The organism is Streptomyces acidicola (genome assembly GCF_009377235.1).
Taxonomy (GTDB): domain Bacteria; phylum Actinomycetota; class Actinomycetes; order Streptomycetales; family Streptomycetaceae; genus Streptomyces; species Streptomyces acidicola.
This window is the reverse complement of the sequence record NZ_VMNX01000078.1, coordinates 13,492-38,204: the sequence shown is the minus strand read 5'-3', so window position 1 is coordinate 38,204 and position 24,713 is coordinate 13,492. Positions and strand designations below refer to the sequence as shown.

General features: G+C 70.8%; 23 protein-coding genes. 14 read left to right on the top strand and 9 right to left on the bottom strand.

Going from position 1 to position 24,713, the window contains the following annotated elements; genetic code table 11:
• Nucleotides 1-24 precede the first annotated feature (24 nt).
• The 7 genes from FPZ41_RS21220 to FPZ41_RS21190 form a co-directional block, all read right to left on the bottom strand.
• On the bottom strand, nt 25-993 hold the full coding sequence (locus tag FPZ41_RS21220) for a LamG domain-containing protein (protein WP_152864877.1): 969 nt from the start codon (nt 991-993) through the stop codon (nt 25-27).
• A gap of 65 nt (nt 994-1,058) precedes the next feature.
• On the bottom strand, nt 1,059-1,823 hold the full coding sequence (locus FPZ41_RS21215) for an ABC transporter ATP-binding protein (RefSeq protein WP_322620523.1): 765 nt from the start codon (nt 1,821-1,823) through the stop codon (nt 1,059-1,061).
• Nucleotides 1,816-2,565 (bottom strand): ABC transporter ATP-binding protein, encoded by a 750-nt coding sequence (locus tag FPZ41_RS21210; protein WP_322620522.1) that lies wholly within the window; start codon nt 2,563-2,565, stop codon nt 1,816-1,818. The genes FPZ41_RS21215 and FPZ41_RS21210 overlap by 8 nt, the downstream gene beginning before the upstream one ends.
• Before the next feature lie 4 nt (nt 2,566-2,569).
• A complete protein-coding gene (locus FPZ41_RS21205) occupies nt 2,570-3,670 on the bottom strand; it encodes a branched-chain amino acid ABC transporter permease (protein ID WP_228022869.1) in 1,101 nt (366 codons plus the stop codon).
• Entirely contained in the window at nt 3,654-4,541 is an 888-nt protein-coding gene (locus FPZ41_RS21200; protein ID WP_322620521.1) for a branched-chain amino acid ABC transporter permease, read from the bottom strand. Before FPZ41_RS21200 ends, FPZ41_RS21205 begins: the two co-directional genes overlap by 17 nt.
• 7 nt (nt 4,542-4,548) lie before the next feature.
• Complete coding sequence (locus FPZ41_RS21195) at nt 4,549-5,775, bottom strand: amino acid ABC transporter substrate-binding protein (protein WP_152864873.1); 1,227 nt, start codon at nt 5,773-5,775, stop codon at nt 4,549-4,551.
• Between the two features lie 276 nt (nt 5,776-6,051).
• Nucleotides 6,052-6,627, bottom strand: a complete 576-nt coding sequence (locus FPZ41_RS21190; protein WP_322620520.1) for a TetR/AcrR family transcriptional regulator — start codon at nt 6,625-6,627, stop codon at nt 6,052-6,054.
• A gap of 347 nt (nt 6,628-6,974) precedes the next feature.
• Between FPZ41_RS21190 and FPZ41_RS21185 the strand changes: the two genes are divergently transcribed.
• From FPZ41_RS21185 to FPZ41_RS21170, 4 genes are read left to right on the top strand one after another with little or no spacing between them, the layout of a single operon-like run.
• Nucleotides 6,975-7,571: a (2Fe-2S)-binding protein gene (locus FPZ41_RS21185; protein ID WP_152864871.1), complete on the top strand. Its 597-nt coding sequence runs from the start codon at nt 6,975-6,977 to the stop codon at nt 7,569-7,571.
• Nucleotides 7,568-8,560: an FAD binding domain-containing protein gene (locus FPZ41_RS21180; RefSeq protein WP_152864869.1), complete on the top strand. Its 993-nt coding sequence runs from the start codon at nt 7,568-7,570 to the stop codon at nt 8,558-8,560. The genes FPZ41_RS21185 and FPZ41_RS21180 overlap by 4 nt, the downstream gene beginning before the upstream one ends.
• On the top strand, nt 8,557-10,689 hold the full coding sequence (locus FPZ41_RS21175; RefSeq protein ID WP_152864867.1) for a xanthine dehydrogenase family protein molybdopterin-binding subunit: 2,133 nt from the start codon (nt 8,557-8,559) through the stop codon (nt 10,687-10,689). Before FPZ41_RS21180 ends, FPZ41_RS21175 begins: the two co-directional genes overlap by 4 nt.
• Entirely contained in the window at nt 10,682-11,824 is a 1,143-nt protein-coding gene (locus FPZ41_RS21170) for an XdhC family protein (RefSeq protein ID WP_152864865.1), read from the top strand. Before FPZ41_RS21175 ends, FPZ41_RS21170 begins: the two co-directional genes overlap by 8 nt.
• A 32-nt stretch (nt 11,825-11,856) precedes the next feature.
• Here FPZ41_RS21170 and FPZ41_RS21165 read toward each other — a convergent pair whose 3' ends face one another.
• Nucleotides 11,857-12,357: a hypothetical protein gene (locus tag FPZ41_RS21165; RefSeq protein ID WP_152864863.1), complete on the bottom strand. Its 501-nt coding sequence runs from the start codon at nt 12,355-12,357 to the stop codon at nt 11,857-11,859.
• Between the two features lie 748 nt (nt 12,358-13,105).
• Between FPZ41_RS21165 and FPZ41_RS21160 the strand changes: the two genes are divergently transcribed.
• The 10 genes from FPZ41_RS21160 to FPZ41_RS21120 all read left to right on the top strand — a co-directional run bounded on the left by FPZ41_RS21160 (nt 13,106) and on the right by FPZ41_RS21120 (nt 22,724).
• Nucleotides 13,106-14,242 carry an LLM class flavin-dependent oxidoreductase gene (locus FPZ41_RS21160; protein ID WP_152864861.1) on the top strand — a complete coding sequence of 379 codons (1,137 nt, stop codon included), beginning with the start codon at nt 13,106-13,108 and terminating at the stop codon, nt 14,240-14,242.
• Nucleotides 14,239-14,829, top strand: coding sequence for a GNAT family N-acetyltransferase (locus FPZ41_RS21155; protein WP_152864859.1), 591 nt, complete (start codon nt 14,239-14,241; stop codon nt 14,827-14,829). The genes FPZ41_RS21160 and FPZ41_RS21155 overlap by 4 nt, the downstream gene beginning before the upstream one ends.
• 21 nt (nt 14,830-14,850) lie before the next feature.
• Entirely contained in the window at nt 14,851-15,879 is a 1,029-nt protein-coding gene (locus FPZ41_RS21150) for an amino acid ABC transporter permease (RefSeq protein ID WP_152864857.1), read from the top strand.
• On the top strand, nt 15,876-16,640 hold the full coding sequence (locus tag FPZ41_RS21145; RefSeq protein ID WP_131565271.1) for an amino acid ABC transporter ATP-binding protein: 765 nt from the start codon (nt 15,876-15,878) through the stop codon (nt 16,638-16,640). Before FPZ41_RS21150 ends, FPZ41_RS21145 begins: the two co-directional genes overlap by 4 nt.
• A gap of 141 nt (nt 16,641-16,781) precedes the next feature.
• Entirely contained in the window at nt 16,782-17,765 is a 984-nt protein-coding gene (locus FPZ41_RS21140) for an ABC transporter substrate-binding protein (protein ID WP_152864855.1), read from the top strand.
• 136 nt (nt 17,766-17,901) lie between these two features.
• On the top strand, nt 17,902-19,155 hold the full coding sequence (locus tag FPZ41_RS21135) for an acyl-CoA dehydrogenase family protein (RefSeq protein ID WP_152864853.1): 1,254 nt from the start codon (nt 17,902-17,904) through the stop codon (nt 19,153-19,155).
• Nucleotides 19,156-19,207: 52 nt separating this feature from the next.
• Complete coding sequence (locus FPZ41_RS21130; RefSeq protein WP_134030650.1) at nt 19,208-19,666, top strand: RrF2 family transcriptional regulator; 459 nt, start codon at nt 19,208-19,210, stop codon at nt 19,664-19,666.
• A 109-nt stretch (nt 19,667-19,775) separates the two neighbouring features.
• Nucleotides 19,776-19,937, top strand: coding sequence for a hypothetical protein (locus tag FPZ41_RS47165; RefSeq protein WP_194236159.1), 162 nt, complete (start codon nt 19,776-19,778; stop codon nt 19,935-19,937).
• Nucleotides 19,938-20,028: 91 nt separating this feature from the next.
• A complete protein-coding gene (locus FPZ41_RS21125; protein WP_152864851.1) occupies nt 20,029-20,913 on the top strand; it encodes a glutathione S-transferase C-terminal domain-containing protein in 885 nt (294 codons plus the stop codon).
• Nucleotides 20,914-21,047: 134 nt separating this feature from the next.
• Complete coding sequence (locus tag FPZ41_RS21120) at nt 21,048-22,724, top strand: alpha/beta hydrolase (protein WP_152864849.1); 1,677 nt, start codon at nt 21,048-21,050, stop codon at nt 22,722-22,724.
• A 3-nt stretch (nt 22,725-22,727) separates the two neighbouring features.
• Here the strand turns inward: FPZ41_RS21120 and FPZ41_RS21115 are convergent, their stop codons facing one another.
• Nucleotides 22,728-24,677, bottom strand: coding sequence for an APC family permease (locus FPZ41_RS21115; RefSeq protein ID WP_152864846.1), 1,950 nt, complete (start codon nt 24,675-24,677; stop codon nt 22,728-22,730).
• Nucleotides 24,678-24,713: the final 36 nt, after the last annotated feature.

Sequence of the window (24,713 nt, the reverse complement as noted above, 5' to 3'; positions counted from 1 at the left end):
GGGGCAGAGAGCAGAGGCCAGGGGTCAGCGGCTGGTCACCAGTCGGTACTGGGCCCGGATGTGCTCCCCGTCCACCGCCCGGTTCAGGAACATCAGGCTGTCCATGCGGCAGGCACAGGGATTGCGCTCCGTGGTGTTCTGCGGGAAGCTGCCGCCGATCTTGATGCCCCGAGGATCGGTGGGCGAGGACCGGTGCGGACCCGGTCCCGACAGGTCCCAGGGATCGCCGGGCACCGTGTAGAAGCCGTCGAGCCGCTGCCCGTTGCGGTACAGCGCCATGGCTCCGGTGCCGAAGTCGAAGGTGGCGGCGAGGAAGACCCACTCACCCTCCGGCAGCAGGGTCCGCCAGTCCCGGGAGGCGGCGAACGTCTGCGAGCTCGCCCCGTCGACGCGTCGGCCGAGGGCGACCAGTCGCAGCTCGCCGTTCACGTCGATGATCTCCAGCAGGGCCCGCACCGCGTGGCCGTCGGAGTCCCCCGACAGCACTCCGGCCAGGCCGACGGCGCCGTAACGGTCGTCCGGGGCGGCCGTGTTGCTGTTGGGGGCCGGGTTCGGGCCGGTCGTCTTGAACCAGCCCATGACGGTGACTCCCTCGGCCGTGTTGAAGGCCCGCAGTGTCGGAACACCGGAGGGGCCGTAGACGCCCGCCTTCCAGTCGTCGTTGCCCGGGGCCTGCGGGTTCACCTGCCGTACCTGGAGCGAGGTCCGGCTGCCCCGGTGCGCCCCGTCCGCCGTCCGCATTTGGGCCCCGCCGTTCACCAGGTCGATGTCGGTCCGGGAGAAACCCACGTCCTGTTCCTTCGCCGGGTTACCGCGCACGGGGTGCTCGAAGTCGTAGTACGCCGCGAGGTGGGGCCGCAGAGAGGGGTGTACGAGGCCGGGGCGGCCCCCGGCTTCGGCGGGTGCCGCCGCCAGGGCGGTCAGGGCGGTGAGGGAGGCGGCCGCGGCCCAGGTGAGGGCCGTGGCCGTGGGCCGACTGCGTCGCTTGAACATTCCACTCGCTCCTTGACGCGGTGGGGCATGGACGGTGTGGCTCGGGCCCTTAGGGCCCTGGCCGGTCAGCGGCGCACGGGCCGGCCACCGAGATAGAGCTCACCGAGCTGTGGATCGGCGAGCAACTCGTGTGCCGGGCCCGCGACATGGACCCGGCCGAGGTCGAGGACGCAGCCGGTGTCGGCGGCCTCCAGGGCGCGTCGCGCGTTCTGCTCGACCAGCAGCACGGCGGTCCCCGCGTCCCGCATCCGTACGATCTGCTCGAAGACCACCCCGGTCGCCTTGGGGTCGAGACCCATGGACGGCTCGTCGAGCAGCACCACCCGGGGGCTGACCATCAGCGAGCGCGCGAACTCCACCTGCTTCTGCTGGCCGCCGGAGAGCAGCCCGGCGAGGTCCGTCCATCGCTCGGCCACGACGGGGAAGAGATCCCGCACGAACGCCACCCGCTCGGCGACGACCGCCTTGTCCCGCAGGGTGTAGCCGCCCAGCAGGACGTTCTCGGCGACCGTCATCTCCCTGAAGACGCTGTGCCCCTGGAGGACATGCGCCACTCCGGCGGCCAGCATGCGCTGCGGTCCGCGGCCGGTGACGTCCTCCCCGTCGACGAGGATCCTGCCGGAGCGGGGGGTGAGGAGTCCGCTGGCGACCTTCAGGACCGTGGACTTGCCCGCGCCATTGGGCCCGACCAGGCAGACGATCGCCCCGGCGGGCACCCGGACCGTCAGCCCGCGCAGGACCAGGGCCGCCCGGCCGTAACCGGCGCGGATGTCGTCGAGTTCGAGAAGGAACTCAGAGCGGAGTTCGGAGGGGAAGTCAGCGTCAGACACCAAGGTATGCCCCGAGGACTCGTTCGTCGGACTGGATCAGCGAGGGCGGCCCCTGCGCGATCGGGCGGCCGCAGTCGAACACGACGACGTGGTCGCTGAGGCTCATGACCATGTCCATGTTGTGCTCGACGATCAGAAACGTCCGCCCCTCGGCGTTGAGTTCGCGGACCAGGTCGCAGATGCGGTCGATCAGCGCCGGGTTGACGCCGCCCGCCGGCTCGTCCAGCAGGATCAGCTCCGGCTCGCTCATCAGCACCCCCGCGAGCTCCAGCAACTTCTGCTGCCCCCACGACAGTTGACGGGCCTCCGCCCGCTCCAGGTGCTCGATGCCCATACGGGCCAGCCAGCCGCGAGCCCGCTCGGTCTCCTCGCGTCCGCCCGCGCGTGCGAGTTGTCCGGCGAGAGAGCGGGGACGCACGGCGGCGAGGAGGTTGTCCAGCACCGTCATCCGGGGGAAGACACGGCAGAGCTGGAAGGAGCGCCCGATGCCGGCGCGGGCGATCCGGTGCGAGGGCCTGCCGGTGAGGTCGCGGCCGCGGTAGGCGACGCGGCCCGCGTCCGGGCGGATCATCCCCGTGACGCAGTTGAAGAAGGTCGTCTTGCCCGAGCCGTTGGGGCCGATCAGGGCGTTGACCTTGCCGTGGTGGAAGGTCACAGTGGCGGAGTCCAGCGCGGTGACCCCGCCGAATGCCTTGGTGAGCCCTGTGGTCGCCAGACTCGGCTCGGGCTCGTGGTCGGGCACGACCTCAGGCGCTCCTTCCGCTTCGCTCACCGTCCCTCACCTCCGTTCCTTCGCTCTGCTCGCGCCGCCCCCGCAGTTCGGCGGCGGTCACCTCCCGGATCGACGTCCCGCCGCTGTCGCGGAACCGGCCGAGCAGAGCTCCGACGGCCGGGATGACTCCGTCCGGCATGAACGTCACAACCACTCCCAGGAGCAGCCCCGCCACCACCAGGTGCAGAGGGGTGTCCCCGTACTCGACCTTGGCGTACTCCAGTGCATATCCGACGGCCACGGCCCCGAGCAGCGGCCCGTACAGGTGGCGTACGCCCCCGAGCAGGGCCATCAGCACCATGTACGACCCGCTGAGGATGGAGAACTGGAAGACCGGGTCGAGATCGCCGAACCAGAGCGCGTACAGCCCGCCGGCCAGCGCCGTGAAGGCGGCGGAGACGACGAAGACCACCAGCTTGTACGTGTACGTGGGCGTACCGAGGGACTGGGCCTTGTCCTCGTCCTCGCGGATCGCCTTCAGCCCCATGCCGAACCGCGAACGGTCGATGGCCCACCAGACCAGCAGGGCCGTCGCGAGCAGCGCCAGGAAGAGGAAGTAGAAGGTGCGGTGGTGCTCGGCACGCAGCATGCCCGGGAAGGGCCGCGGTACGACCAGCCCCCGGGAGCCGCCGGTGAAGGAGGCCCAGCTCTGGAAGACCAGCAGCAGGACGAGGACGAGCGCGATGGACACGATGACGAAGGAGGCGCCGCGCACCCGCAGAGCCGCGTAGCCGACGGGGACGGCGAGCACGGCCACCAGGGCGCCGGCCACGAACAGCGCGACGAACGGCGGGAGTTCGGCCTCGACGACCAGCAGCCCCGTCCCGTAGGCGCCGAGTCCGGCGAATGCCCCGTGCCCGAGGGAGATGTAGCCGGTGAAGCCACCGACGAAGTTCCAGGAGGTGGACAGCACCGCGTAGTTGAGGATGGCGATGCCCACGGTGATCTCGTACGGGCTCGGGGCCATGGACGGGAAGGAGACGGCCACGGCGACGGCGGCCAGCAGGACGCCGAGGTGCAGCAGCCCGCGCCTCGGGAACGGGACGGACGACAGGGTGTCAGAATCTCTGCGCAAGCCGCCCCCCGAAGAATCCCTGCGGCCTGACCGCCAGGGTGACGAAGAGCGCGACGTAGAAGACGGTCTGCGCCCAGGTGGTGGAGAGCTCCAGTTGCAGCAGGCTCTGCAGCATGCCCAGCGTCATGGCGGCGATGGCGGCTCCGGGCACGCTGCCGAGGCCCCCGACGACGATGATGGCCATCAGCGGACCGATCCAGTGCCAGTGCAGCGACGGGTAGATGGTGGTGTCGAGGGAGAGTGCCGTACCGCCGACGGCCGCCGTGGCGAGGCCGAGCCCGAATCCGTAGCCGGCGATCCGGTCGGTGTCGATGCCGAGCAGTTGGGCGGCCTCGCGGTGCTGGATGGTGGCCCGCAGCGCCTGGCCGAACCGGCTGTGCTTCATCAGGACGTAGAGCCCGAGGAGGGCGAGCGCCGCCATCCCGAAGGCGATCAGCTTGACCACCGCGACGCGTGCCCCGAAGAACTCGATGCTCGACGAGCTGTAGCCGAGCCGGATACGGCGCTGGGTGCCGCTGAACACGTAACCGAGCAGCCCCTCGATGACCAGCGCCACCGAGAAGGTGAGCAGCACCGACATCATGGTGAGTGTCGCCGGGCGGAGGCGGGTGAGGAGCAGCCGCTGCATGGCGACTCCGGCGGCGAAGAACAGCGGCACGGTGACGAACAGGGTGAGCAGCGGGTCGATCCCGGTCTCCCGGTGGGCGTACCAGGCGAGGTAGGCGGCGAGGATCAGGAAGGCGGAGTGGGCGATCATCACGACGCGCATGACGCCGAAGTAGAGGGTGAGGCCCGCGGCCAGGAGGGCGTACAGCCCACCCAGCAGCACACCGAGGACGACGCTCTGGAAGACGAGGCTCGCGGAGGGCACGCGGGCATCACCACTTCGGCTTCGGGTAGACCGGACCGGTTTCCTGCTGCGCCTCGGGGAGCACGATCTGGATCTCGCCGTCGACCCACTGCTGGATCATGTGCGCGCTCTGGGGGCGACCCTTGTCGTCCCACTTCAGGGGACCGACGACGGTCTGCACTGTGTTGCCGCGCAGCCACTCCACCAGCTTGCCCTGGCAGTCCGGGTCCTGGGAGGCGCACTCGGCCGCTTCGACGGCCGCCGCGACGACCTGCCCCGTCGTGTAGGCGTTGGCCTCGTCCTCCTCGGGGGCCTCGCCGAACTGCTCGGTGTACTTCTCGACGAATTCCTTGTTGCTCGGGTAGTCGGCCTTCTGGGTGTAACCGGTGGGCGCGAGGATTCCCTCGGTCTTGTTGCCGATGGCCTTGGCGAACTCCGGTTCGGTCGGTGCGGTGGAGAAGGCGGCCATCTTCGGCTGGTAGTCGAGCTGTTGGAGGGCGACGATCAGGTTGACGCCGTCCTGGTACTGGGTGCCGCCCACCACCATGTCCGCCCCGGAGTCGGCGATCTTGGCCGCGATGTTGCCGAAGTCGGTGGTGTTGGGCGGGTAGACCTCGTCGGCGACGGTCCTGATGCCGCCCTTCTCCAGTTTGTCCTTCAGCCCGTACGCCGTCCCCTGGGCGAAGGGGTCGTCCATGGCGGCGTACGCGACCGTCCTGGGACGCTCGCTCTCCGGCATCGCCAGGATGTACTCGGCCAGGTGGTTGTAGTGGTCGTCGGCGACGGCCGGAGCTGCGTAGAAGAGGTTCTCGAAGCCCTGGGTGAAGACCTCCGGTGCCGCTCCCGCAGGCTCCACGAAGAGCATTCCGTACTCCTCGGCCACTCGCGCGGAGGGGACGACGAGCCGGGTGGAGAAGGGGCCGAAGACCAGGTCGACCTCGTCCCTGCCGATCAGTTGCTCGTAGTCGGAGACGACGCGGTCGGCATTGGACTGGTCGTCGAGGATCTTCAGCTCGACCTTGCGGCCGAGGAGTCCGCCCTGGGCGTTGATGATCTTCGCCCAGGCCTTGTAGCCTCTTTCGACGCCCTTGCCGGGTTCGGAGAAGTCGCCGGTCAACGGTAAGGAGACACCGATCACGATGGGGTCATCGGACGATTCCTGGGAGCCGGAGCCCGAGCTGCATCCGCTGGCGGTGAGCACCAGGGCGAGCGTGGCTGCGGCGATCCCTCCTTGCAGACGGTGCGTTCTGATCATCGCTGGACACCCCTCGTCGGCTGGACACGCCATACGGGTCGGCCGGAGTTCGTGGTGCAGGAAAGCGCATTCGTCGGAGCTTCCCCTATGTAAGCCGCCTGGTACCGATCCGGACAACAGGCGTGCACGCACCAGTTGTCCTTGATGTGACGTCTGGGTACTTGAGGGGCGCATGTGGACACTGTGATCGGCGCCCGCGGTGACTCGACTGTCTGCGTGGGGAGGTGAGACGGGGGAGTCCCGTCCGTATCGGGAGGCGAGGGGCGGGGGCGGAGCTCAGCGCCCGGGTGCTCCCGCGCGCAGTCCGTCCATGATCAGGTCCAGGAGCCGGGTGACGCGCGGCTGCCAGTCGCCGCGAGGGTCGATCTGCCAGAGGCCGCCGATGGCGAGGAGGCAGTCCTCGGCGGTCACTCCCGGACGGATGGTGCCGGCCTCTTCGTTGGCGCGGAGCAGGAGTTCGGCCGCGGCGGTCACCGGGGCGTGTCCCGGTTTCTCCAGGGACCCCGGTCCGCTGGTGGCCTGCCGGATCGCGTCCGCGAGGCCGGCCTTGGTCATGGCGAACCGGGCGAGGCAGTCCATCCACTCGCGCAGCGCCTGGTCGGGTTCCCTGGTCCTGAGCAGCTGGGCGGCGCTGTCGGCGACCTGCTGCATCTCGTGCCGGTAGATCTCCAGGACGAGCGCCTCGCGATTGGGGAAGTTGCGGTAGAACGTGCCCTGCCCGACGCCCGCCTTCTTGGCGATCGCGCTCAGCGGGGCGTCCGCGCAGTGGGTCAGCTCGGCCACTGCGACTTCCAGGATGCGCTCGCGATTTCGTTGCGCATCCGAGCGCAGAGGTGCGTCCTTCTTCTGCACGCGTCCTCCTCGCGGGCCCGTGGCCGAAACCCGTCCTTGCTTAACCGGACAGCTGTCCGTTACGTTTCTATGAACGGACAGCCGTCCGGTCAGGGTCACCTTACCCGTGGAGGCGGGTGGTGTCGGCGGCCGATGGTCGTCGCTCTCAGTGCCCCCCACCGTGCATGTTCCCGAACCGGCGTCGTCACGTACAGCGCCATCACTGTTTCTCCTTCATTTATCGCCCCTTTCAGGTCACCAGCCGATACGTCACCCTCTGATGGATGACCTCCCGATATGTCTCTTGATGCGTCTGACTGCCGGATCGTCTCCCCGACGTGCTCCGGATATGCGAAAGAAGGCTGATCATGGCCCCAGTCCCCTCCTCGACGTACAGCGCCATCACCTTGAACATCAACGGCGAGAAGCACGCGCTGTCCGTCGACCACCGCACCACCCTGCTCGACGCCCTGCGTGAGCGTCTCGATCTGACCGGCACCAAGAAGGGCTGTGACCAGGGGCAGTGCGGTGCCTGCACGGTCCTGCTCGACGGACGCCGGGCGGTGTCCTGTCTACAGCTCGCGGTGGCGGCCGAGGGACGAGAGATCACGACCATCGAGGGCGTGGCCGAGGGGGAGCGGCTGCACCCGGTGCAGCAGGCGTTTCTCGATCTGGACGGCTACCAGTGCGGTTACTGCACACCGGGACAGATCTGTTCGGCGATCGCGGTGATCGAGGAGCACGCCGCGGGCTGGCCCAGCGCCGCCACCGACGACGTCCGGCCCGAGGCGGGGCCGCCACCCCTGACGCCCGAGGAGATCCGGGAGCGGATGAGCGGCAACCTGTGCCGCTGTGGCGCGTACGTGTCCATCGTCCAGGCGGTCGCCCGTGCCGCCGCCGTCGAGGCGAGGACGGCCGGGAACGACACCGCCGAGACCGCCGAGAACGCGGAGGCGGCGGCATGAAGGAGTTCTCCTACCAGCGCGCGCTCGACATCTCCGGTGCGGTCGCGCTGCTCGACGCCGACCCGGACGCCCGCTTCCTCGGCGGCGGCACCAACCTCGTCGACCTGATGAAGACCGGCGTCGAGCGACCCGCCCGCCTCGTCGACGTCCGTGAACTCCCGCTGGACCGCATAGAGGTGCTTCAGGACGGCGGCCTGCGGATCGGCGCGACCGTCACCAACAGCGACCTCGCCGCCCACCCCGAAGTCCGCCGCCGCTATCCGGCGTTGACGCAGGCGGTGCTGGCGGGCGCGTCCGGGCAGCTGCGCAACATGGCCACGGTCGGTGGGAACCTGCTCCAGCGCACCCGCTGCGGCTACTTCGCCGACGTGACCAAGCCGTGCAACAAGCGTGAGCCCGGCAGCGGCTGCCCCGCTGTCGAGGGGGAGCACCACAACCACGCGATCCTGGGCGCTTCCGCGCACTGCGTGGCCACCCACCCCTCCGACATGGGGGTGGCGCTGGCGGCATTCGACGCCGTCGTGTCGTACGAGACGGCCGACGGGCCCGGCGAGTTGCCGCTCGCCGGGTTCTACCTCCCTGTGGGCGACACCCCGCACCGGGAGACCGCCCTGCCGCCGGGGGCGCTGATCACGGGCGTCACCCTGCCGCCCGCGCCGGTCGCCGCCCACTCGCGGTACCGGAAGGTGCGCGAGCGCGCCTCCTACGCCTTCGCCATCGGCTCGATCGCCGCCGCGCTCGACGTCAAGGACGGTGTCGTACAGGACGTGCGGCTGGCCTTCGGAGCGGTGGCGTCCCGGCCGTGGCGGGCCCGCACCGCCGAACGCGCACTGACCGGGGCACCGGCCGACGCCGAGACCTTCGCCGCCGCCGCGGACGCCGAACTGGCGGCCGCCGAGCCGCTGCCGCACAACGGATACAAGGTGACCCTGATGCGCAACCTCGTGGTGGCCGTGCTGACCGAACTCGCCGAGGAGACCGCCCGATGACCACCGCCACGACCACGACCGGTACCAGGGCGGTCAACGGCTCCGTCGGCACCGCGCACACCCGTGTGGAGGGCCGGGACAAGGTGACGGGGACGGCCCGGTACGCGGGTGAGATCCCGTTCGCCGAACTCGCCCATGGCTGGCTGGCGCTGTCCACCGTCGCCCGCGGCCGCATTCGCTCGGTCGAGACCGAGACCGTCCTCGCCATGCCGGGCGTGCTGACCGTGCTGCACCACGAGAACGCCCCGCGTGTCGACACCGACTACGTGGGGCTGCTCGGCGCCCCGGACCCGACCGCCGCCGTCTTCCAGCACGACCGGGTGCCGCACGTGGGATGGCCGGTGGCGCTGGTCGTCGCCGAGACGTCCGAGCAGGCCAGGGAAGCAGCCGAAGCGCTCGTCGTGCACTACGAGCAGGAGCCGCACGACGTCGCGTTCTCCGTCGACCGCCCGGACGCGTACGAGCTGGACGCCTTCGGTCCGGCGGTGATGGCCAAGGGCGAGCTGGACGCCGGACTCGCCGCGTCCGCGGTCGTCGTGGACGCCGAGTACACCACTCCGGAAGAGCACCACAACCCGATGGAGCCGCACGCGGCGACGGCCCTCTGGGACGGCGGGCGACTGGAAGTCGTCGACTCCAACCAGGGCACCACCTGGGTCGCGAGTGAGCTCGCGAACCTGTTCTCCCTCGACCCGGCCTCGGTGCACGTACGGTCCGAGCACGTCGGCGGCGGCTTCGGCAGCAAGGGCCTGCGCGCCCACCAGGTGGCCGCCGTGATGGCCGCGACCGTGCTCCAGCGGCCCGTCCGGGTCATCATGACGCGTCGTCAGATGTTCTCGCTCGCCGGCTACCGCAGCCCCACCACGCAGCGGGTGAGGCTCGGCGCCGACGCCGACGGCCGGCTGCGCGCACTGGACCACAGCTCCCTGAGCCTCACCTCGACCGTGCACGAGTTCGTCGAGGCGAGTGCCGGGCCGGCCCGGGTGATGTACGACGCCGACGCCCACCACACGGCCAACAGGGTCGTACGGCTCGACGTGCCGACTCCGACCTTCATGCGGGCGCCGGGTGAGGCGCCGGGGTCGTTCGCGCTGGAGTCGGCGGTCGACGAGCTCGCCGAGAAGTGCGGCATCGACCCGATCGAGCTGCGCGTACGCAACGAACCCGAGCGCGGTCCCGTCTCCGGGCTGCCGTTCAGCAGCCGCAACCTGCTCGCCTGCTTCCGGGAGGGCGCCCGCAGGTTCGGCTGGGCCGACCGGGACCCCCGTCCGGGCCTGCGCCGGGACGGCCGCTGGCTGCTGGGCACGGGCACGGCTGCGGCCTCTTTCGGCGCGATGGCCATGCCGTCCACGGCGGCCGTGACGGCGGAGGCGGACGGCACTTTCACCGTGCGGGTCAACGCGGCGGACATCGGAACGGGGGCCCGGACCGCGCTCACCCTGGTCGCCGCCGACGCGCTGCGGACCACACCGGACCACGTCCGCGTGCACATCGGCGACAGCGACCTGGGACCGGCGATGATCGCCGGCGGTTCGGCGGGCACCCGCTCCTGGTCGTGGGCGGTCATGATCGCGGCCGAGGAACTGCGGGAGCGGCTCGCTCTGAACACCGGCATCCCGCCGGAGGGGATCACCGTACGGTCGGACACCACCGCGGCCATAGGCGCCCTCTCCCAGAAGGAACGGCACTCCTTCGGGGCGCAGTTCGCCGAGGTCGCCGTGGACCCCGCGACCGGCGAGGTGCGGGTACGGCGCATGCTCGGCATCTTCGCGGCGGGCCGGATCGTCAACCCGCTGACCGCCCGCAGCCAGCTCGTCGGCGGGATGACGTGGGGCATCTCCATGGCCCTGCACGAGGAGGCGGTCCGGGACCGGGCCACGGGCGGTCACTACGGTGCCGACCTCGCGGGCTACCACGTCGCCGCGCACGCCGACATCCCGCACATCGAGGCGGACTGGGTGGACGACGTGGACCCGGACGACCCCGTCGGGATCAAGGGCATCGGCGAGGTCGGCATCGTGGGCGCGGCGGCCGCGGTCGCCAACGCGGTGTGGCACGCGACCGGGGTGCGCCACCGCGACCTCCCCATCCGCCCGGACCGCGTACTGACGGCCGGCGGACATGCTTGACATCGCCGAGGAGCTGCACCGCTGGGCCGAGGAGGGCCGGAGCTTCGCCGTGGCCACCGTCGTGGCCGTCAGCGGCAGCGCACCACGCGGCCCCGGTGCGGCCCTCGCCGTCGACAGCGAGGGCACGGCCATCGGATCGGTCTCCGGAGGCTGTGTGGAGGGCGCGGTGTACGACCTGTGCGCGCAGGCGCTGAAGGACGGCGAGAGCGTAGTCGAACGCTTCGGCTACAGCGACGAGGACGCCTTCGCGGTCGGGCTGACCTGCGGCGGGGTCATCGACATCCTGGTCACACCGGTCGGCGTGGACGCACCGGTGAGGCCGGTGCTCCGGCCGGCGCTGTCGGCCGCCGCCCGCAGCGAGCCGACGGCCCTGGCCCGGGTCGTCCGCGGCCCGGCCGAACTCCTGGGCCAGGCCCTGCTCGTGCGCCCCGACGGCTCCCACGAAGGGGGTCTCGGCGGCCACGCGGAGCTGGACCGCACGGCGCTCGCCGAGGCCGGCGCCATGCTGGACACCGGCACCACCGGCACGATCGAGCTCTCCGAGGACGGATCACACTGCCCCGGCGGCCTCACCCTGCTCATCGAGTCGAGTGTGCCGCCACCCCGCATGATCGTCTTCGGAGCGATCGACTTCGCGGCGGCGCTGGTGCGCGCGGGCAAGTTCCTCGGATACCACGTGACCGTGTGCGACGCCCGCCCCGTCTTCGCCACCCGGGCCCGCTTCCCCGACGCCGACGACATCGTCGTCGACTGGCCGCACCGCTACCTGCGGAGCACGGAGACCGACGGGCGCACCGTGCTGTGCGTGCTCACCCACGACGCCAAGTTCGACGTGCCCCTGCTGAAGGAGGCCCTGCGGATGCCGGTCGCCTTCGTCGGCGCCATGGGCTCCCGCCGCACCCACACGGACCGCGAGCGGCGACTGCGCGAAGTGGGCCTCACCGAAGGGGAGTTGGCCCGCCTCAGATCACCGATCGGCCTCGACCTCGGCGCCCGCACACCCGAGGAGACCGCCCTGTCCATCGCGGCGGAGATCGTCGCGCTCCGCAGAGGCGGGACGGGCGTTCCGCTGACCGGCTCGGGGACACCCATCCACCGTGACGGAGGTGAGCGGGGCGCCGTGGTGGCGGCCTGAAGCAGGGTGGGACGCGGCGCGCCCGGCTTCGCTCAGGCCTCCCCGGGGCCCGTCACGGTGCCCGGCGGGGCGACGCCGGGCAGGAAGGCGCGGGCGTGCTCGACCCAGCGGGTCACATTCCGTGGGTCGTACCGCCGGGCCTGGTCTTCGAGTGCGCGGAGCGCCGCGCGTACCCCTGCCGCCTCGCCACGGACGCCGTACAGCATGACCTGGGCGCACATCGCGCGAAGGTAGCGGTCGACGCAGTCGCGGCGCCCGTACTCGCCGACCAGGGTGCGGTAGGCCGTGATGCCCTGGCTGAACCCGTGCGCGGCGGCGGCGTCGCGGCCGCACGCCATGACGAAGGTGCCGAGCATGCGGGCGGCCTCGCCGCGCAGTTGCTCGGCCCGGGCGCCGGGGTATCTGGTGGCTAGCCAGGTGAGCCTGCCCACGTACTGACCGAGGAGCAGGGAGGCCTCACGTCGCTCGCCACGGGCCCCGATGGCGGCCGCCGAACGCACCGCGCCCTCGAATACGGCGAGTTGGGCGGGCACGTCGGCCGCCGTGGCGGCGAGCGCAACTCCTGCCGCATGCCGCTGAGAGCCTCGAACATGAAGTCGCGTACCTCGCCGCCCTTGCGGTGTGCGGGAGTGCCGATATCGCCGCCCAGCCACCGGGTCACGGAGCGGGGCGCGCGGCCGAGCGCCGGATCGTCGGCGGACAGACGGCTGTGCTGCGCCAGCGTCTGCTTCAGGGCGTGCTAGGGCGTGGAGGTCGCCCTGGCGGATCAGCGCGGTCGCCAGAGTGCTGGTGACCCGGGAGGCCTCGGCGGCGAGATCGGCCCGGCTTCACCCGTCGGGGTGATCCACCTGTGGGACGACCCGGCAGGCCGAGGGGAAGCCGGTCGGAGCCGGTCCGGCATGCGAGCGCTGGTTGACGATGAGCGGGTTGTCATGCTCAATTGGTCGCATGAACGCCCAGCAGCGCTTGGTCTCGCGCGACCACATCGACTTCGGTCGGGTGTGGTCCGCGGCGTGTTGCGCCTGACGCGGCGGCGGGCCGTCTGACCGGCCCTTCTCTCCCTCGGTGACCCCGTAGCGGGCCGAGTTCTCCCTTCGCACCGCCGACGCGCGCTGCCGCCATCCCGTTCCCCCGACGCCCCGGCGTCCGCACGCACCCTCCACCTCACCGCACCTTCATTTTCCCTGACGGACCGTCATGTACGGCCGCGCGCAGGGCTGTTCCGCCCTGCCCGCATGCGTCGTCCGACCGGCCCACAGCCCGTACGAAAGGCTCTCTCCCATGCCCGTGGAGTTCCTCGGTATCGCCGCGACGAACAACGGCTCCGAAACCACACCGCGCTCCGGCGCCGCCTTCGACAAGGACTACACACTCCGCCTCGCCCGCGCGCACGAGGACCACGGCTGGGACAGGGTGCTGTTCGCCTACGGTTCCGGATCGCCGGACCCCGCACCCGCGGCCGCGTACATCGCGAGCAGGCTGGACCACCTCCGGATCCTGCTCGCCCACCGGCCCAACGTCTCGTACCCGACCTACGCCGCGAAGACCTTCGCGACCCTCGACCAGATCAGCGACGGCCGGCTGACCGTGCACTTCATCACCGGCGGCAACGACCGCGAACAGGGTCGCGAGGGCGACACCCTCACCAAGGACGAGCGCTACACCCGCACCCGTGAGTACATCCGGATCGTCAAGAAGATCTGGACCACCCACGAGCCCTTCGACCACGAGGGCGAGCACTACCGCTTCCACGACTTCGTCAGCGATGTCTTCCCGGTCCAGCAGCCGCGCCCGAACGTGTCGTTCGGTGGCTCGTCGCCCGCCGCGTACGCAGCGGGAGGCGCCGAGGCCGACATCTACTGCCTGTGGGGTGAGCCCCTCGCGAGGACCGCCGAGCAGATCGAGAACGTGAAGGCCGCCGCGAAGGCCGCGGGCCGCACCGATGTGCCGCGCATCCAGGTGGCGTTCCGGCCGATCATCGCCCCGACCGAGGAACTCGCCTGGGAGAAGGCCCGCCGAACCGTCGGCGCGATCAAGGCCCGCAAGGAGAACGGCGAAGCGATCACCAAGCGCCACAACGGCCATGCGCAGCCTCAGAACACAGGCTCGCAGCGGCTGCTCGCCATCGCCGAGGCGGGGGAGCGTTACGACCGTGCCCTGTGGACCCCGACGGCCGCCGCCACGGGCGGCGCGGGCAACTCCAACGCCCTGGTCGGTACGCCGGAGACCGTCGCCCAGGCCCTCCTGGACTACTACGACCTCGGTGTCGACATCCTCTCCGCCCGCGGCTACGACCTGCTGGGCGACGCGATCGACTTCGGCCGGCACGTGATCCCGATCGTCCGCGAGGAGGTCGCCAAGCGCGACGCCGAGCGCGCGGCCCGCGGACCGCAGACCTTCACGGCGGTGAATGGATGACCTCCGCCGGGACCTCCATCGCACAACCATCGTTGCCACCAGCCGAACTGACGGTCGCTCAGGTGACGGTTGCCGACCCGCGCGTCAGACCGCTGCTGCGAGAACTCGGCCACGAGTACTCGACGCGCTACGGCAAGGACGCCCACGCCGAGATCTCCCGCTACCCCGACGAGGAGTTCACCACACCGTACGGCGGCGTCCTGCTCCTGCTCCTCGAAGGCGGCGAACCGGTCGCCGGCGGCGCCTTCCGCCGATACGACGCGACCACGGCCGAGCTCAAGCGGATCTGGACGCACTCCACCCACCGCCGGCGCGGTCTCGCCCGGCGCGTCGTCGCCGAACTGGAGCGCGAGGCGGCAGCCCGCGGCTATCGGCGCATCCACCTGACCACGGGCCCGCGCCAGCCCGAGGCGCGCGCCCTCTACCTGGCCACCGGCTACCTCCCGCTGTTCGACACGGAGGCAGACCCGGAAACGATCGGCCCCCTGCCGTTCGAGAAGCACCTGCCCGCCCCCGCCCCTGCCCGGCGGGGCACCTCCGCCTCCGCGACCGACACCTCGCCGGTCAATCCACCCGCGCACGCCTGAGAGTTGAGCAGGAACACCACGATGGGACTCTCCACCGATTCCACCGCCGCGCCACCGGGTGCGGCGGCCCCGGGCGACAGCCCTGCGACTCCGCCCGCCGAGGACGACCTGGCCCCACTCAAGGTCGTCCCCGCCCGCCACTACGCCCGCTGGGTGGCGGCCGCCGCCGTGATCGTGCTGGTCGCCCAGTTCGCGCACGGCCTGATCACCAATCCCGTCTGGGAGTGGCACGTCTTCCGTGACTACGTCCTGTCGGAGACGATCGTCCAGGCGGTCGGCGTAACCCTCCAGCTCACCGCCTACGCCACCGTGCTGGGCTTCCTCCTGGGCACGGTCCTGGCCTTCATGCGGCTGTCGCGCAGCCCGGTGCTGCAGACCGTCTCCTGGACCTACATCTGGGTCTTCCGGTCGATCCCGATGATCGTCCAGCTGGTGTTCTGGTTCAACCTCAGTGCCCTGTACGACGAGTTGGGCGTCGGCATCCCCTTCGGACCGGTGTTCTGGTCCGTCGACAGCAACAGCCTGATCGGCACCATCGGGGCGGCGCTCATCGGCCTGTCGCTGCACCAGGCCGCGTACGCCGCCGAGATCGTCCGCGGTGGTGTCATCGCCGTCGACCACGGGCAGTTGGAGGCCGCCGCCGCGCTCGGTATCCCGCGGCTCCGGCAGATCCGGCGGATCGTACTGCCGCAGGCCATGCGGGGCATCCTGCCCACGGCCGGCAACGAGATCATCGGCCTGCTCAAGGGCACGTCCGTGGTCTACGTGATGGCGATCGGCGAGCTCTTCTATCAGGTGCAGGTCATCTACGGGCGCAACGGCCGGGTGATTCCGCTGTTGATGGTCGCCACCGCCTGGTACGTGGTCCTCACCTCGCTGCTGTCGATCGCGCAGTACTACGTGGAGCGGCGCTACGCCCGGGGCGCCAACCGCACCCCGCCGCCCACACCGGTCCAGCGCGCCCGTCGCCTCGTCCGTGACCTGCGTGCCGCGGCGGCCCGGCGCGACCGGCCCGTTGTCCCCTCGAAGACAGTGGGAGCCGACCGATGAGCGAGGTGATGGTGGACGTCCGCGGTGTTCACAAGAGTTTCGGCCCGCTGGAGGTGCTGCGCGGCGTCGACCTCCAGGTCCGTGCCGGCGAGGTCACCGTGATCCTCGGTCCGTCCGGCTCCGGCAAGTCCACGCTGCTGCGGACCATCAACCACCTGGAGAAGGTCAACCGCGGCTGGATCAGCATCGACGGCGAACTCATCGGCTACCGCCGCTCCGGCGGCAAACTGCACGAGCTGAAGGAGAAGGAGGTTCTGAAGCAGCGTACGCACATCGGGTTCGTCTTCCAGAACTTCAACCTCTTCCCGCATCTGACCGTGCTGGAGAACCTCGTCGAGGCACCGGTCTCCGCGCTGCGCCGCCCGCGCACGGAGGCGGAGGAGACCGGCCGCCGGCTGCTGGAGAGGGTCGGCCTCGCCGACAAGACCGACGCCTACCCTCGGCAGTTGTCCGGAGGCCAGCAGCAGCGCGTCGCCATCGCCCGAGCACTCGCCCTCGAACCCAAGGTGCTGCTCTTCGACGAGCCCACCTCGGCGCTCGACCCTGAGCTGGTCGGCGAAGTCCTCGACGTCATCAAGGACTTGGCCGCCACCGGAACCACCATGATCGTCGTGACTCACGAGATCGGCTTCGCCCGTGAGGTCGCCGACACCGTGGTGTTCATGGACGACGGTGCCGTCGTGGAACAGGGACCGCCCGCGGCCGTCCTGGACGCCCCGCACCACGAACGCACCCGCGCCTTTCTGTCCAAGGTCCTCTGACTCTCTCCGAGGTTCTCGACTCCCTCCAAGGTCCTCCGACCTCTCCGAGGTTCTCTGGCCCTCTCCAGAGTTCTCTCCGGCCCAAGAGCCCCGAAGTCCCTTCCCGCTCACCGATTCGCCCACCACGCAAGGAGTACGACCATGGCCATGACCCTCGCCCGCCGATCCGCCTCAGTCGCGCTGGGACTCGTCTCCGCCCTCGCCCTCTCCGCCTGCAGCAATCCCTCGGACGGCGGAACCACCGAGGTGGCGGACAGGACCGGCGCCCGCACGAAGATCAATCTGAGCCCGGACCAGAACCGGATCACCACCGACAAGGTCGACTCCATAGCCGCCGAGGTCCCCGAGGAGATCCGCAGGAGAGGAACGCTGGAGCTCGTCTCCTCGTCCGGCTCCGCCGCCCCGCTGACCTTCTACGCCACCGACAACAAGACCGTCATCGGCGTCGAGCCCGACATCGCCCATCTCGTCGCCGACGTGCTCGGCCTCAAGCCGCACATCAACACGGTGTCGTGGGAGAACATCTTCGTCGGCCTCGACAGCGCCAAGTACGACGCCGGCTTCAGCAACATCACCGTCACCGAGGAACGCAAGGAGAAGTACGACTTCGCCGGCTACCGCGAGGACAACCTGGGCTTCGAGGCGACGAAGGGCAGCGGCCTGAAGGTCACCGGACCGAAGGACGTCGCGGGCAGGACCGTCGCCGTGAGCAGCGGCACCAACCAGGAGAAGCTGCTCATCGAGTGGAGCAGGGAGAACGAGAAGGCCGGCCTCAAGCCGGTGAACATCAAGTACTTCCAGAACGACAGCGACACCTACCTCGCCCTCCAGTCCGGTCGCATCGACCTCTATCTCGGCCCCAACCCGACCGCCGCCTACCATGCAGCCACCACCGGGAAGAGCGAGGTCGTCGGCACCTACTCCGGAGCCGGGGCGACCCTTCAGGGTCTCATCGCGGCCACCACCAAGAAGGACAGCGGACTGGTCGAGCCGCTCGCCGACGCGCTCAACCACATCATCGAGAACGGCACGTACGCCAAGGTGCTGAAGCGCTGGGGCCTGTCCGACGAGGCCGTGACCAAGTCGGAGATCAACCCGCCCGGTCTGCCCAGGACCAACAAGTAATCGCGAGGGCGCTCCCCTTGCGAACCTGCCATCACGGAAGGCCGATCGGTCGCAATCCAGCCAGCTTCCCTAGTTTTCCTATCGATTTACTAGGGAAGCGTTGACCCGGTCATGGGGGTGGATGAGGATGGCGAACATGTTGCGGATTCGGTATGGCGGGCCGGCCGTGGGTGTGTGCCCGGCCGGGGGTGACGAAGCCGAGTCCGGACACGACCGCCGGCTGCACACGGCCCGCGAGGTGGCGGACGACCTGGCCACGGACGCGGTCGACCGTGAGCAGGCCGGGAAGGTGCCGCTCGACGAGGTCTCGCGGCTGCGTGAGGCGGGGTTGCTGACGCTGCTGACACCAGCCGAACACGGCGGGGGAGGCGCGGACTGGCGCACGGCCTACGCCGTCGTCCGGACGGTAGCGGCGGCCGACGGCGCCATCGGCCGGCTGCTGGGCTGTCACTACTTCCTGTCTTTTGGCGCACGGTTCTTCGCCGCTCCCGCTCTCGCCGCACGGGTCGAGCGGGAGTCGGCGGCGGGGCAGTGGTGCTGGGGCGGCGGCTACGCCGCCGACGAGCCACCGCTGAGGCTGACCCCCACCGGGGACGGCTACTTGCTGGACGGCCGCCAGGACTACGCCTGTGGCGTCGCGGTCGCCGACCGGCTGGCGGTCCGTGCCGCGCGGTCCGACACCGGGGAACCCCTGGCCGTCCTCGTCGACCCCGCCCGCCCCGGCGTGACCTGCGTCAGTGACGGGGACGTGTTCGGGCAGCGGCTGGCGGCCGGCGGCAGTGTCGAGTTCGACTCGGTGCCGGTCCCGGCCGGCGACGTGTTCGGCTCGCTCTCCTCGGACGAGGGCGTCCTGTCCCCGTTCGCCGGCCTGGCCGTACCGACGGCGCGTCTGGTCTCGGCCCAGTTCTGTCTCGGCATCGCCGACGGACTGCTCTGCGAAGCCCGCGAGTACAGCAGGGCCACACACGGCTCCCGGCAGCTGCCGGGCCAGGGGCCCTGGCCCGGTGGCCCGCCGCAGGACCCGTACACGCTGACCGCCTTCGGGGAACTCGCCGTCGCCGCACATGCCGCATCGGCGCTCGCCGACCAGGCGGTCGAGTTCCTGGTGTCCGGGCTCGCCCGCGGCGAGGACGTCGGGGACGACGAGTGCGCGGAGATCACCGTCCTCGCGGGCGCCGCCGAGGCCGCCGCCGCCCGCGCGGCACAGGAGATCACCACACACGCCCTGGACGTCATCGGTGCCGGTGCGGCCTCCGCACGGCACGGATTCGACCGCTTCTGGCGCAACGCCCGCACCCACACCCTGCGCGAGCCCGTGGCCCCCCGGCTGCGCGAGGTCGGGGACTACTGGCTGGGCGGCGCGCACCCGCCTTTCGTCCTCCCCGCCTGACGGGCCGTGCGGCCGGTGACGGAGCGACGCGGCGGTGGCGGATAATCGGGGCATGCGGATCTCGGCCAAGGCGGACTATGCGGTGCGGGCGGCGCTGGAGCTGGCGTCGGTAAGTGACGACGCGTCACTCAAGGCCGAGGCGATCGCCGCGGCGCAGGGCATCCCACACAAGTTCCTTGAGGGCATCCTGGGCGACCTGCGCCGGGGCGGGCTCGTGGTCAGCCAGCGCGGCGGGAAGGGCGGCTACCGGCTGGCCCGGCCCGCGGACACGATCGCCATCGCCGACGTGATCCGGGTGGCGGACGGGCCGCTGGTGTCCGTACGAGGCGTGCGCCCGCCCGAGCTCTCCTATGTCGGCCCCGCGGAGTCGCTGCTGCCCCTGTGGATCGCGGTACGCGCCAACGTCCGCAAGATCCTGGGCGAGGTCACCCTGGCCGACGTGGCCACGGCCGAACTGCCCGATGAGGTCCAGGGTCTCGCCGAGGACCCGGAGGCGTGGACGAACCCCTGACCGGCCGGAGTCCCGATACCGATCCCGATCCGGGTCAGGTCCTCTTGACGCGGGCCCGCTACGGCCTGACACTCCAAACGGGAATCCTAGTGAATCGGTAGGGAAAGTGATGGGGAGCTCGGGGCCGGCCTGTGCCAGTGACACCGCCCGCATCCATGCCGCCGTCCGTCTGCGGCCCCCGCTGACGTCCCGCCGCCACATCGATCTGCTGCGGGTGTGCAGCGCGGCGAGTCTCCCGCCCGTCGGCGGCGGCGCGCCCGCCCGCGCCTGACGCCCCACGAACCCCGCATCCCCGGCCGCGCCGAGGCCGCCGCGCGCCGTCGCCGCAGTACGCCCGTGCCCGAAGACTCCCAGGGAGACGTATGTCCGCCACATCCCCCGCAGCCGTGCCGTCCTTCCGGAGCAGGATCGGCAGTGACGCGCGGAGCGGCTACTACGCCGTGCCGCACCGCTACCGGCTCCACCTCGCGCTGTCCTGTCCGTACGGCCTGGAGATCGCCGTCACCCACAGCCTGCTCGGCCTCGCCGACCGCCTCCCGGTGACGCTGCTGCCCGCCGTGCCCGACGCACCCGGCGGCGGGCACCAGGCATTGCGCCCCCTGTACGACGCCAGTGAGCACCGGCACCGAGGCCCGGCCGTGGCGCCGGTGCTCAGCGACGACTGGACCGGACGGATCGTCAGCACCCACGCCCCCGACATCCTGCGGGACCTGGCCCGCCTGCTCGGCGGCGACGGCCCCGTCCTCCACCCGCACGGTACGGAGGCCGCCGGCAGGGCCGTCGTCCGGCTCTGCGAGCAGGACATCACCGCGTCCGCGCAGCGCGCGGGAGAGGCCGCCATCGATCCGGCGGTGCGCGAGGCGGCGCTCGCCACCCTGCTGCGCGCACTCGGCGAACTGGAGCGGCGGATCGCGTCGCACGCCTACGTGCTCGGCGGCCGGCTGACCGCAGCGGACGTCCGGCTGTGGGTGACGCTGGTCCAGTTGGACACGGTGCACCGCCACCACCTGGACGCCGCCGCGGTGCACCGCATCGCCGGTCACCGGCAGCTGTGGACGTACGCACGACGCCTCACGGAGCACCCCGCGTTCGGTACGCACCTCGACCTCGACGGCATCGCCCGGCGCCACCACGCGCACTGCCGGGGCGCGGAGGCCGCGGGCGCGGCGACACAGATCGTGGACTGGGCGTCAGCGGACGCCGTGGCTGCGGGCGCCCGCCACCAGCGCGATCACACTCCCGGCTGACACACCGCCGTACCGGCGGGCCCCGGATCGGGCAACCCGGTGCGGCCTCCTCTTTATCCGGGGGACAGCCCCAGGGCGTCCCCGGGGGCGCCCTGGATTGTTGGGGCGTGGGGGTGAGGGGAGGCTGGTGCGACATGACGATCTCTCACCCGGCGCCATCGAGCGCTGCCTTGTCCCCCGCGTTATCACCACCCGCACGGCCGGAGCCGGACGCGCGGGCCTGGTCCACCCCCAGACGGAGCCTGCGCCGCGTCACGCGTACCCTCGCCGTCGGCGCGCTCGCCGCGACCATGGGGATGGCCGCGAGCCCGACCCTCGCCCAGGCGTCACCCGAGCGGTCCCCGAGCCCGGTTCCTGCCGTGACCGGCGATGCCCCCGTCTCCCTGCGCCGCTTCGTCGAACAGCGCCCGAGCTGGACGGACTGCGACCACAAGGAGCTGGACGAGGCAGGTGCCCGCTGCGCCACGATTCGGGTGCCGCTGGACTACCGGCACCCCGAGGGGCGCACCCTGACCATCGGCTTCTCCCGCATCAAGGCCACCGACACCAGGAACCGCATCGGGCTGATGATGCACAACTCCGGTGGCCCCGGCGGAATCACGCTCGACATGCCGCTGCTCGACGCGCCCGCGATGGGCAAGGAACTGGCCGCCCGCTACGACCTGATCGGCATGGACCCGCGCGGCGTCGGCCGCAGCAGCCCCCTGCGCTGCGGCACCTCCGGGCACTGGCTGCGCTCCGCCGGGTACGACACCGAGGGGTTCCGGGCCCAGGCCCGCTACGAGGCGGACCTGGTGAAGAGCTGTCAGCGCAAGTACGGCAAGGACCTGTCGTACCTCGGGCACTTCACCACCCGTAACACGGCCCGTGACATGGACCTGCTCCGGGCGGTGCTGGGCGAGCGGAAGACCTCCTACTTCGGGATCTCGTACGGCACATACCTCGGCACGGTCTACGCAAAGATGTTCCCGAGCCGTGTCGACCGGCTGCTGCTGGACAGCGCGATCGACCCGGCCCAGTGGTACGTCGCGGGGTTCCGGGACGCGACGGCGGCGAACGAGGCGTACCTCGACACATGGGCGGCGTGGGCGGCCCGCCGCCACGACACCTATGGGCTCGGCGAGTCGGCCGCGAAGGTCCGGGCGACCGTCGAGGGGATCGCCCTGCAGGCCGCCCGCACTCCGTTCAAGGTGGGCCCGTACACCGCCGACGGCCAGCAGGTGCCGCAGGCGCTGGCGATGACGATGGCAGACGACCGGGAGTTCGCGCGGACCGCCGAGACCGCCCGGGTCCTGCACGACGCGGCGCGCGGCCGCACCGTCGAACCGACCGAGACGTTGAGGGCGGCGCTCGGCCCGCCGGACGACGAGTCGGAGGTCCAGAACTCCCTGCAGATGGCTCTGCAGTGCGCGGACCGTGCCGCACCGCGCGACCTGCCCTGGTACCGGAACAACGTCGAGCGCAGCCGGGCGACGGCACCGCTCTTCGGCCCGCTGTTCAACGGCGTGCACCCGTGCGCGTTCTGGCCGAGTGAGCCGCTCGAGCCGCCCGTGACCAGCGGCAACGATGTGCCGGGCCTGATCGTGCAGGCCACCGGCGACACGCGCACCAGCTACGCCAACGGGCAGGGGCTCCATCAGAAGATGCCGAACTCCCGTCTGATCACCCTGAAGGCCCAGGTGCACGGCGTCTACGCCCTCTACCCGAACCGCTGCGTCGACCAGCAGGTCAACGACTACCTCCGTACGGGCGAACTGCCCGCACGGGACACGGTCTGCGAGAAGGACCCGGCGGACGCCGTCGGCCGCTGAACCTCAGCCCACGTGGACGTGAGGCCGGCGCGAGCGGTTGTGTTCGGCCTCACGGAGGACCTCTCGGGTGACGGGCGCGACCTCGCCCTGACCGAAGAGGATGAAGCGGAGGAAGTTGTGGAAGGGGCTGCCCTCGGTCCACTCGAAGTAGATGTGCGGGATCTGGCCGGTGGTGTCCCGGGCGTGGAGGAGCAGGGCCGCGAGCGCGTTGGGGATCGAGGAGCTCTCCATGGTCAGGACCCGGTAGCGGCCGTGCAGGACCTCGCCGCGCACGGTGAGACTCGTCTCGAACTCCGACGGGTCCGTGACCGTGACCTCGACGAACACGAAGTCCTCCGGCGCCGGGAGGTCGTTGTCGTGACGGATCTGCTCGATCTTGTCGCGGTACTCGGCGAGGTCCCGGCTGTCCGGCTCGTTGGCGATGAACCGTATGGTGCGGCTGGCGACGTCCCGGACGAACCGCTGCGCCATGTCGTCCAGCTCGACGCTGGTGACGCGGAGTTCGAAGGCGCGGGCGAGCCGGGAGAGCAGGGACACGAGGATGATGCCGGCGATGAAGCAGGCGCCGATCTTCACACCGTCGGGGCGCTCGATGACGTTCAGCACCGTGGTGTAGAGGAACACGGCGGAGATGACCGCGAACCCGATGGTCCAGTTCCGTTGGCGGGCCTTGCGCGAGGCGATGGTCACGGCGATCGCCGCCGAGGAGATCAGGACCAGCACACCCGTGGCGTACGCGCCGGCCTGGGCGTCCACGTTCGCGTCGAAGATCCAGGTGACGAGGAAGCCGATCAGGGTGAAGACGAGCACCATGGGGCGGACGGCGCGGGCCCAGTGCGGGGCCATGCCGTAGCGGGGCAGATAGCGCGGCATCAGGTTCAGCAGCCCGGCCATCGCGGAGGCGCCGGCGAACCAGAGGATGGCGATCGTCGACACGTCGTAGACGGTGCCGAACGTGTTGCCCAGGTATTCGTGTGCGAGAAAGGCGAGGGCACGGCCGTTGGCCTTGCCGCCGGGCTGGAACTCCTTCGCCGGGATGAGCAGGGTGGTGATGAAGCTCGTGGTGATCAGGAACGCGCTCATGATCACTGCGGCGGTGGTCAGGAGTTTCTTCGTGTCCCGGATCCGGCCGACGGGCCTGTCCTCGGTATCGCCGGGGTCGCCCTGGACGTGCGGCATTACCGCCACGCCGGTTTCGAACCCGGACAGGCCCAGCGCGAGCTTCGGGAAGACCAGCAGGGCCACTCCTACCATCACAAAAACGTTTCCGCGCTGGGCGGTCAGGGCGGTGGTCCAGTCCGTGACCACATGCTCCGCGCTGAGGACGTGCCAGAGCCCGGTCACCACGACGACCGCGTTGAGCGTGAGATAGACCGCCACCAGTGCGAAGGCGACGCCGATCGCCTCCAGGAAGCCCTTGAGGAACACCGCGCCCAGCAATGCGACCAGGATCAGGGTGATCAGCATCTGCTTGCCGTGCAGTACGTCGGCCAGATGGGGGTTCTCCACCAGGTGCGTGGAGGCGTCGGCCGCCGAGAGAGTGATGGTGATCAGGAAGTCCGTCGCGGCGAACCCGAGCAGCGTGAGGACGAACAGCTTGCCCTTCCAGAACGTGAGCAGCCGTTCAAGGATCGCGATCGACCCCTGCCCGTGCGGGCTCTCCTCGGCCACCCGCCGGTACACCGGCAGCGCGCCGGCCAGAGTGACGAGCACCAGCACGACGGTGGCCACGGGCGACAGCAGTCCGGCCGCGAGCGCGGCGATACCGGGCTGATAGCCGAGGGTGGAGAAGTAGTCGACCCCGGTCAGACACATCACGCGCCACCAGGGCCGGCCCTGGTGCGGGGCCTCGGTCTGGGCGTGCGGTACGTGCTGGGCCCCCGGCATGTCGGAGAGGCCCTCCAGCATCCACCTCCGCAGCCGGCTCGGCGGCGGGTGTTCGGTGGCGGCCATCGACGTGCTCTCCTGATGTGCGGCGCGGTGCGGGGT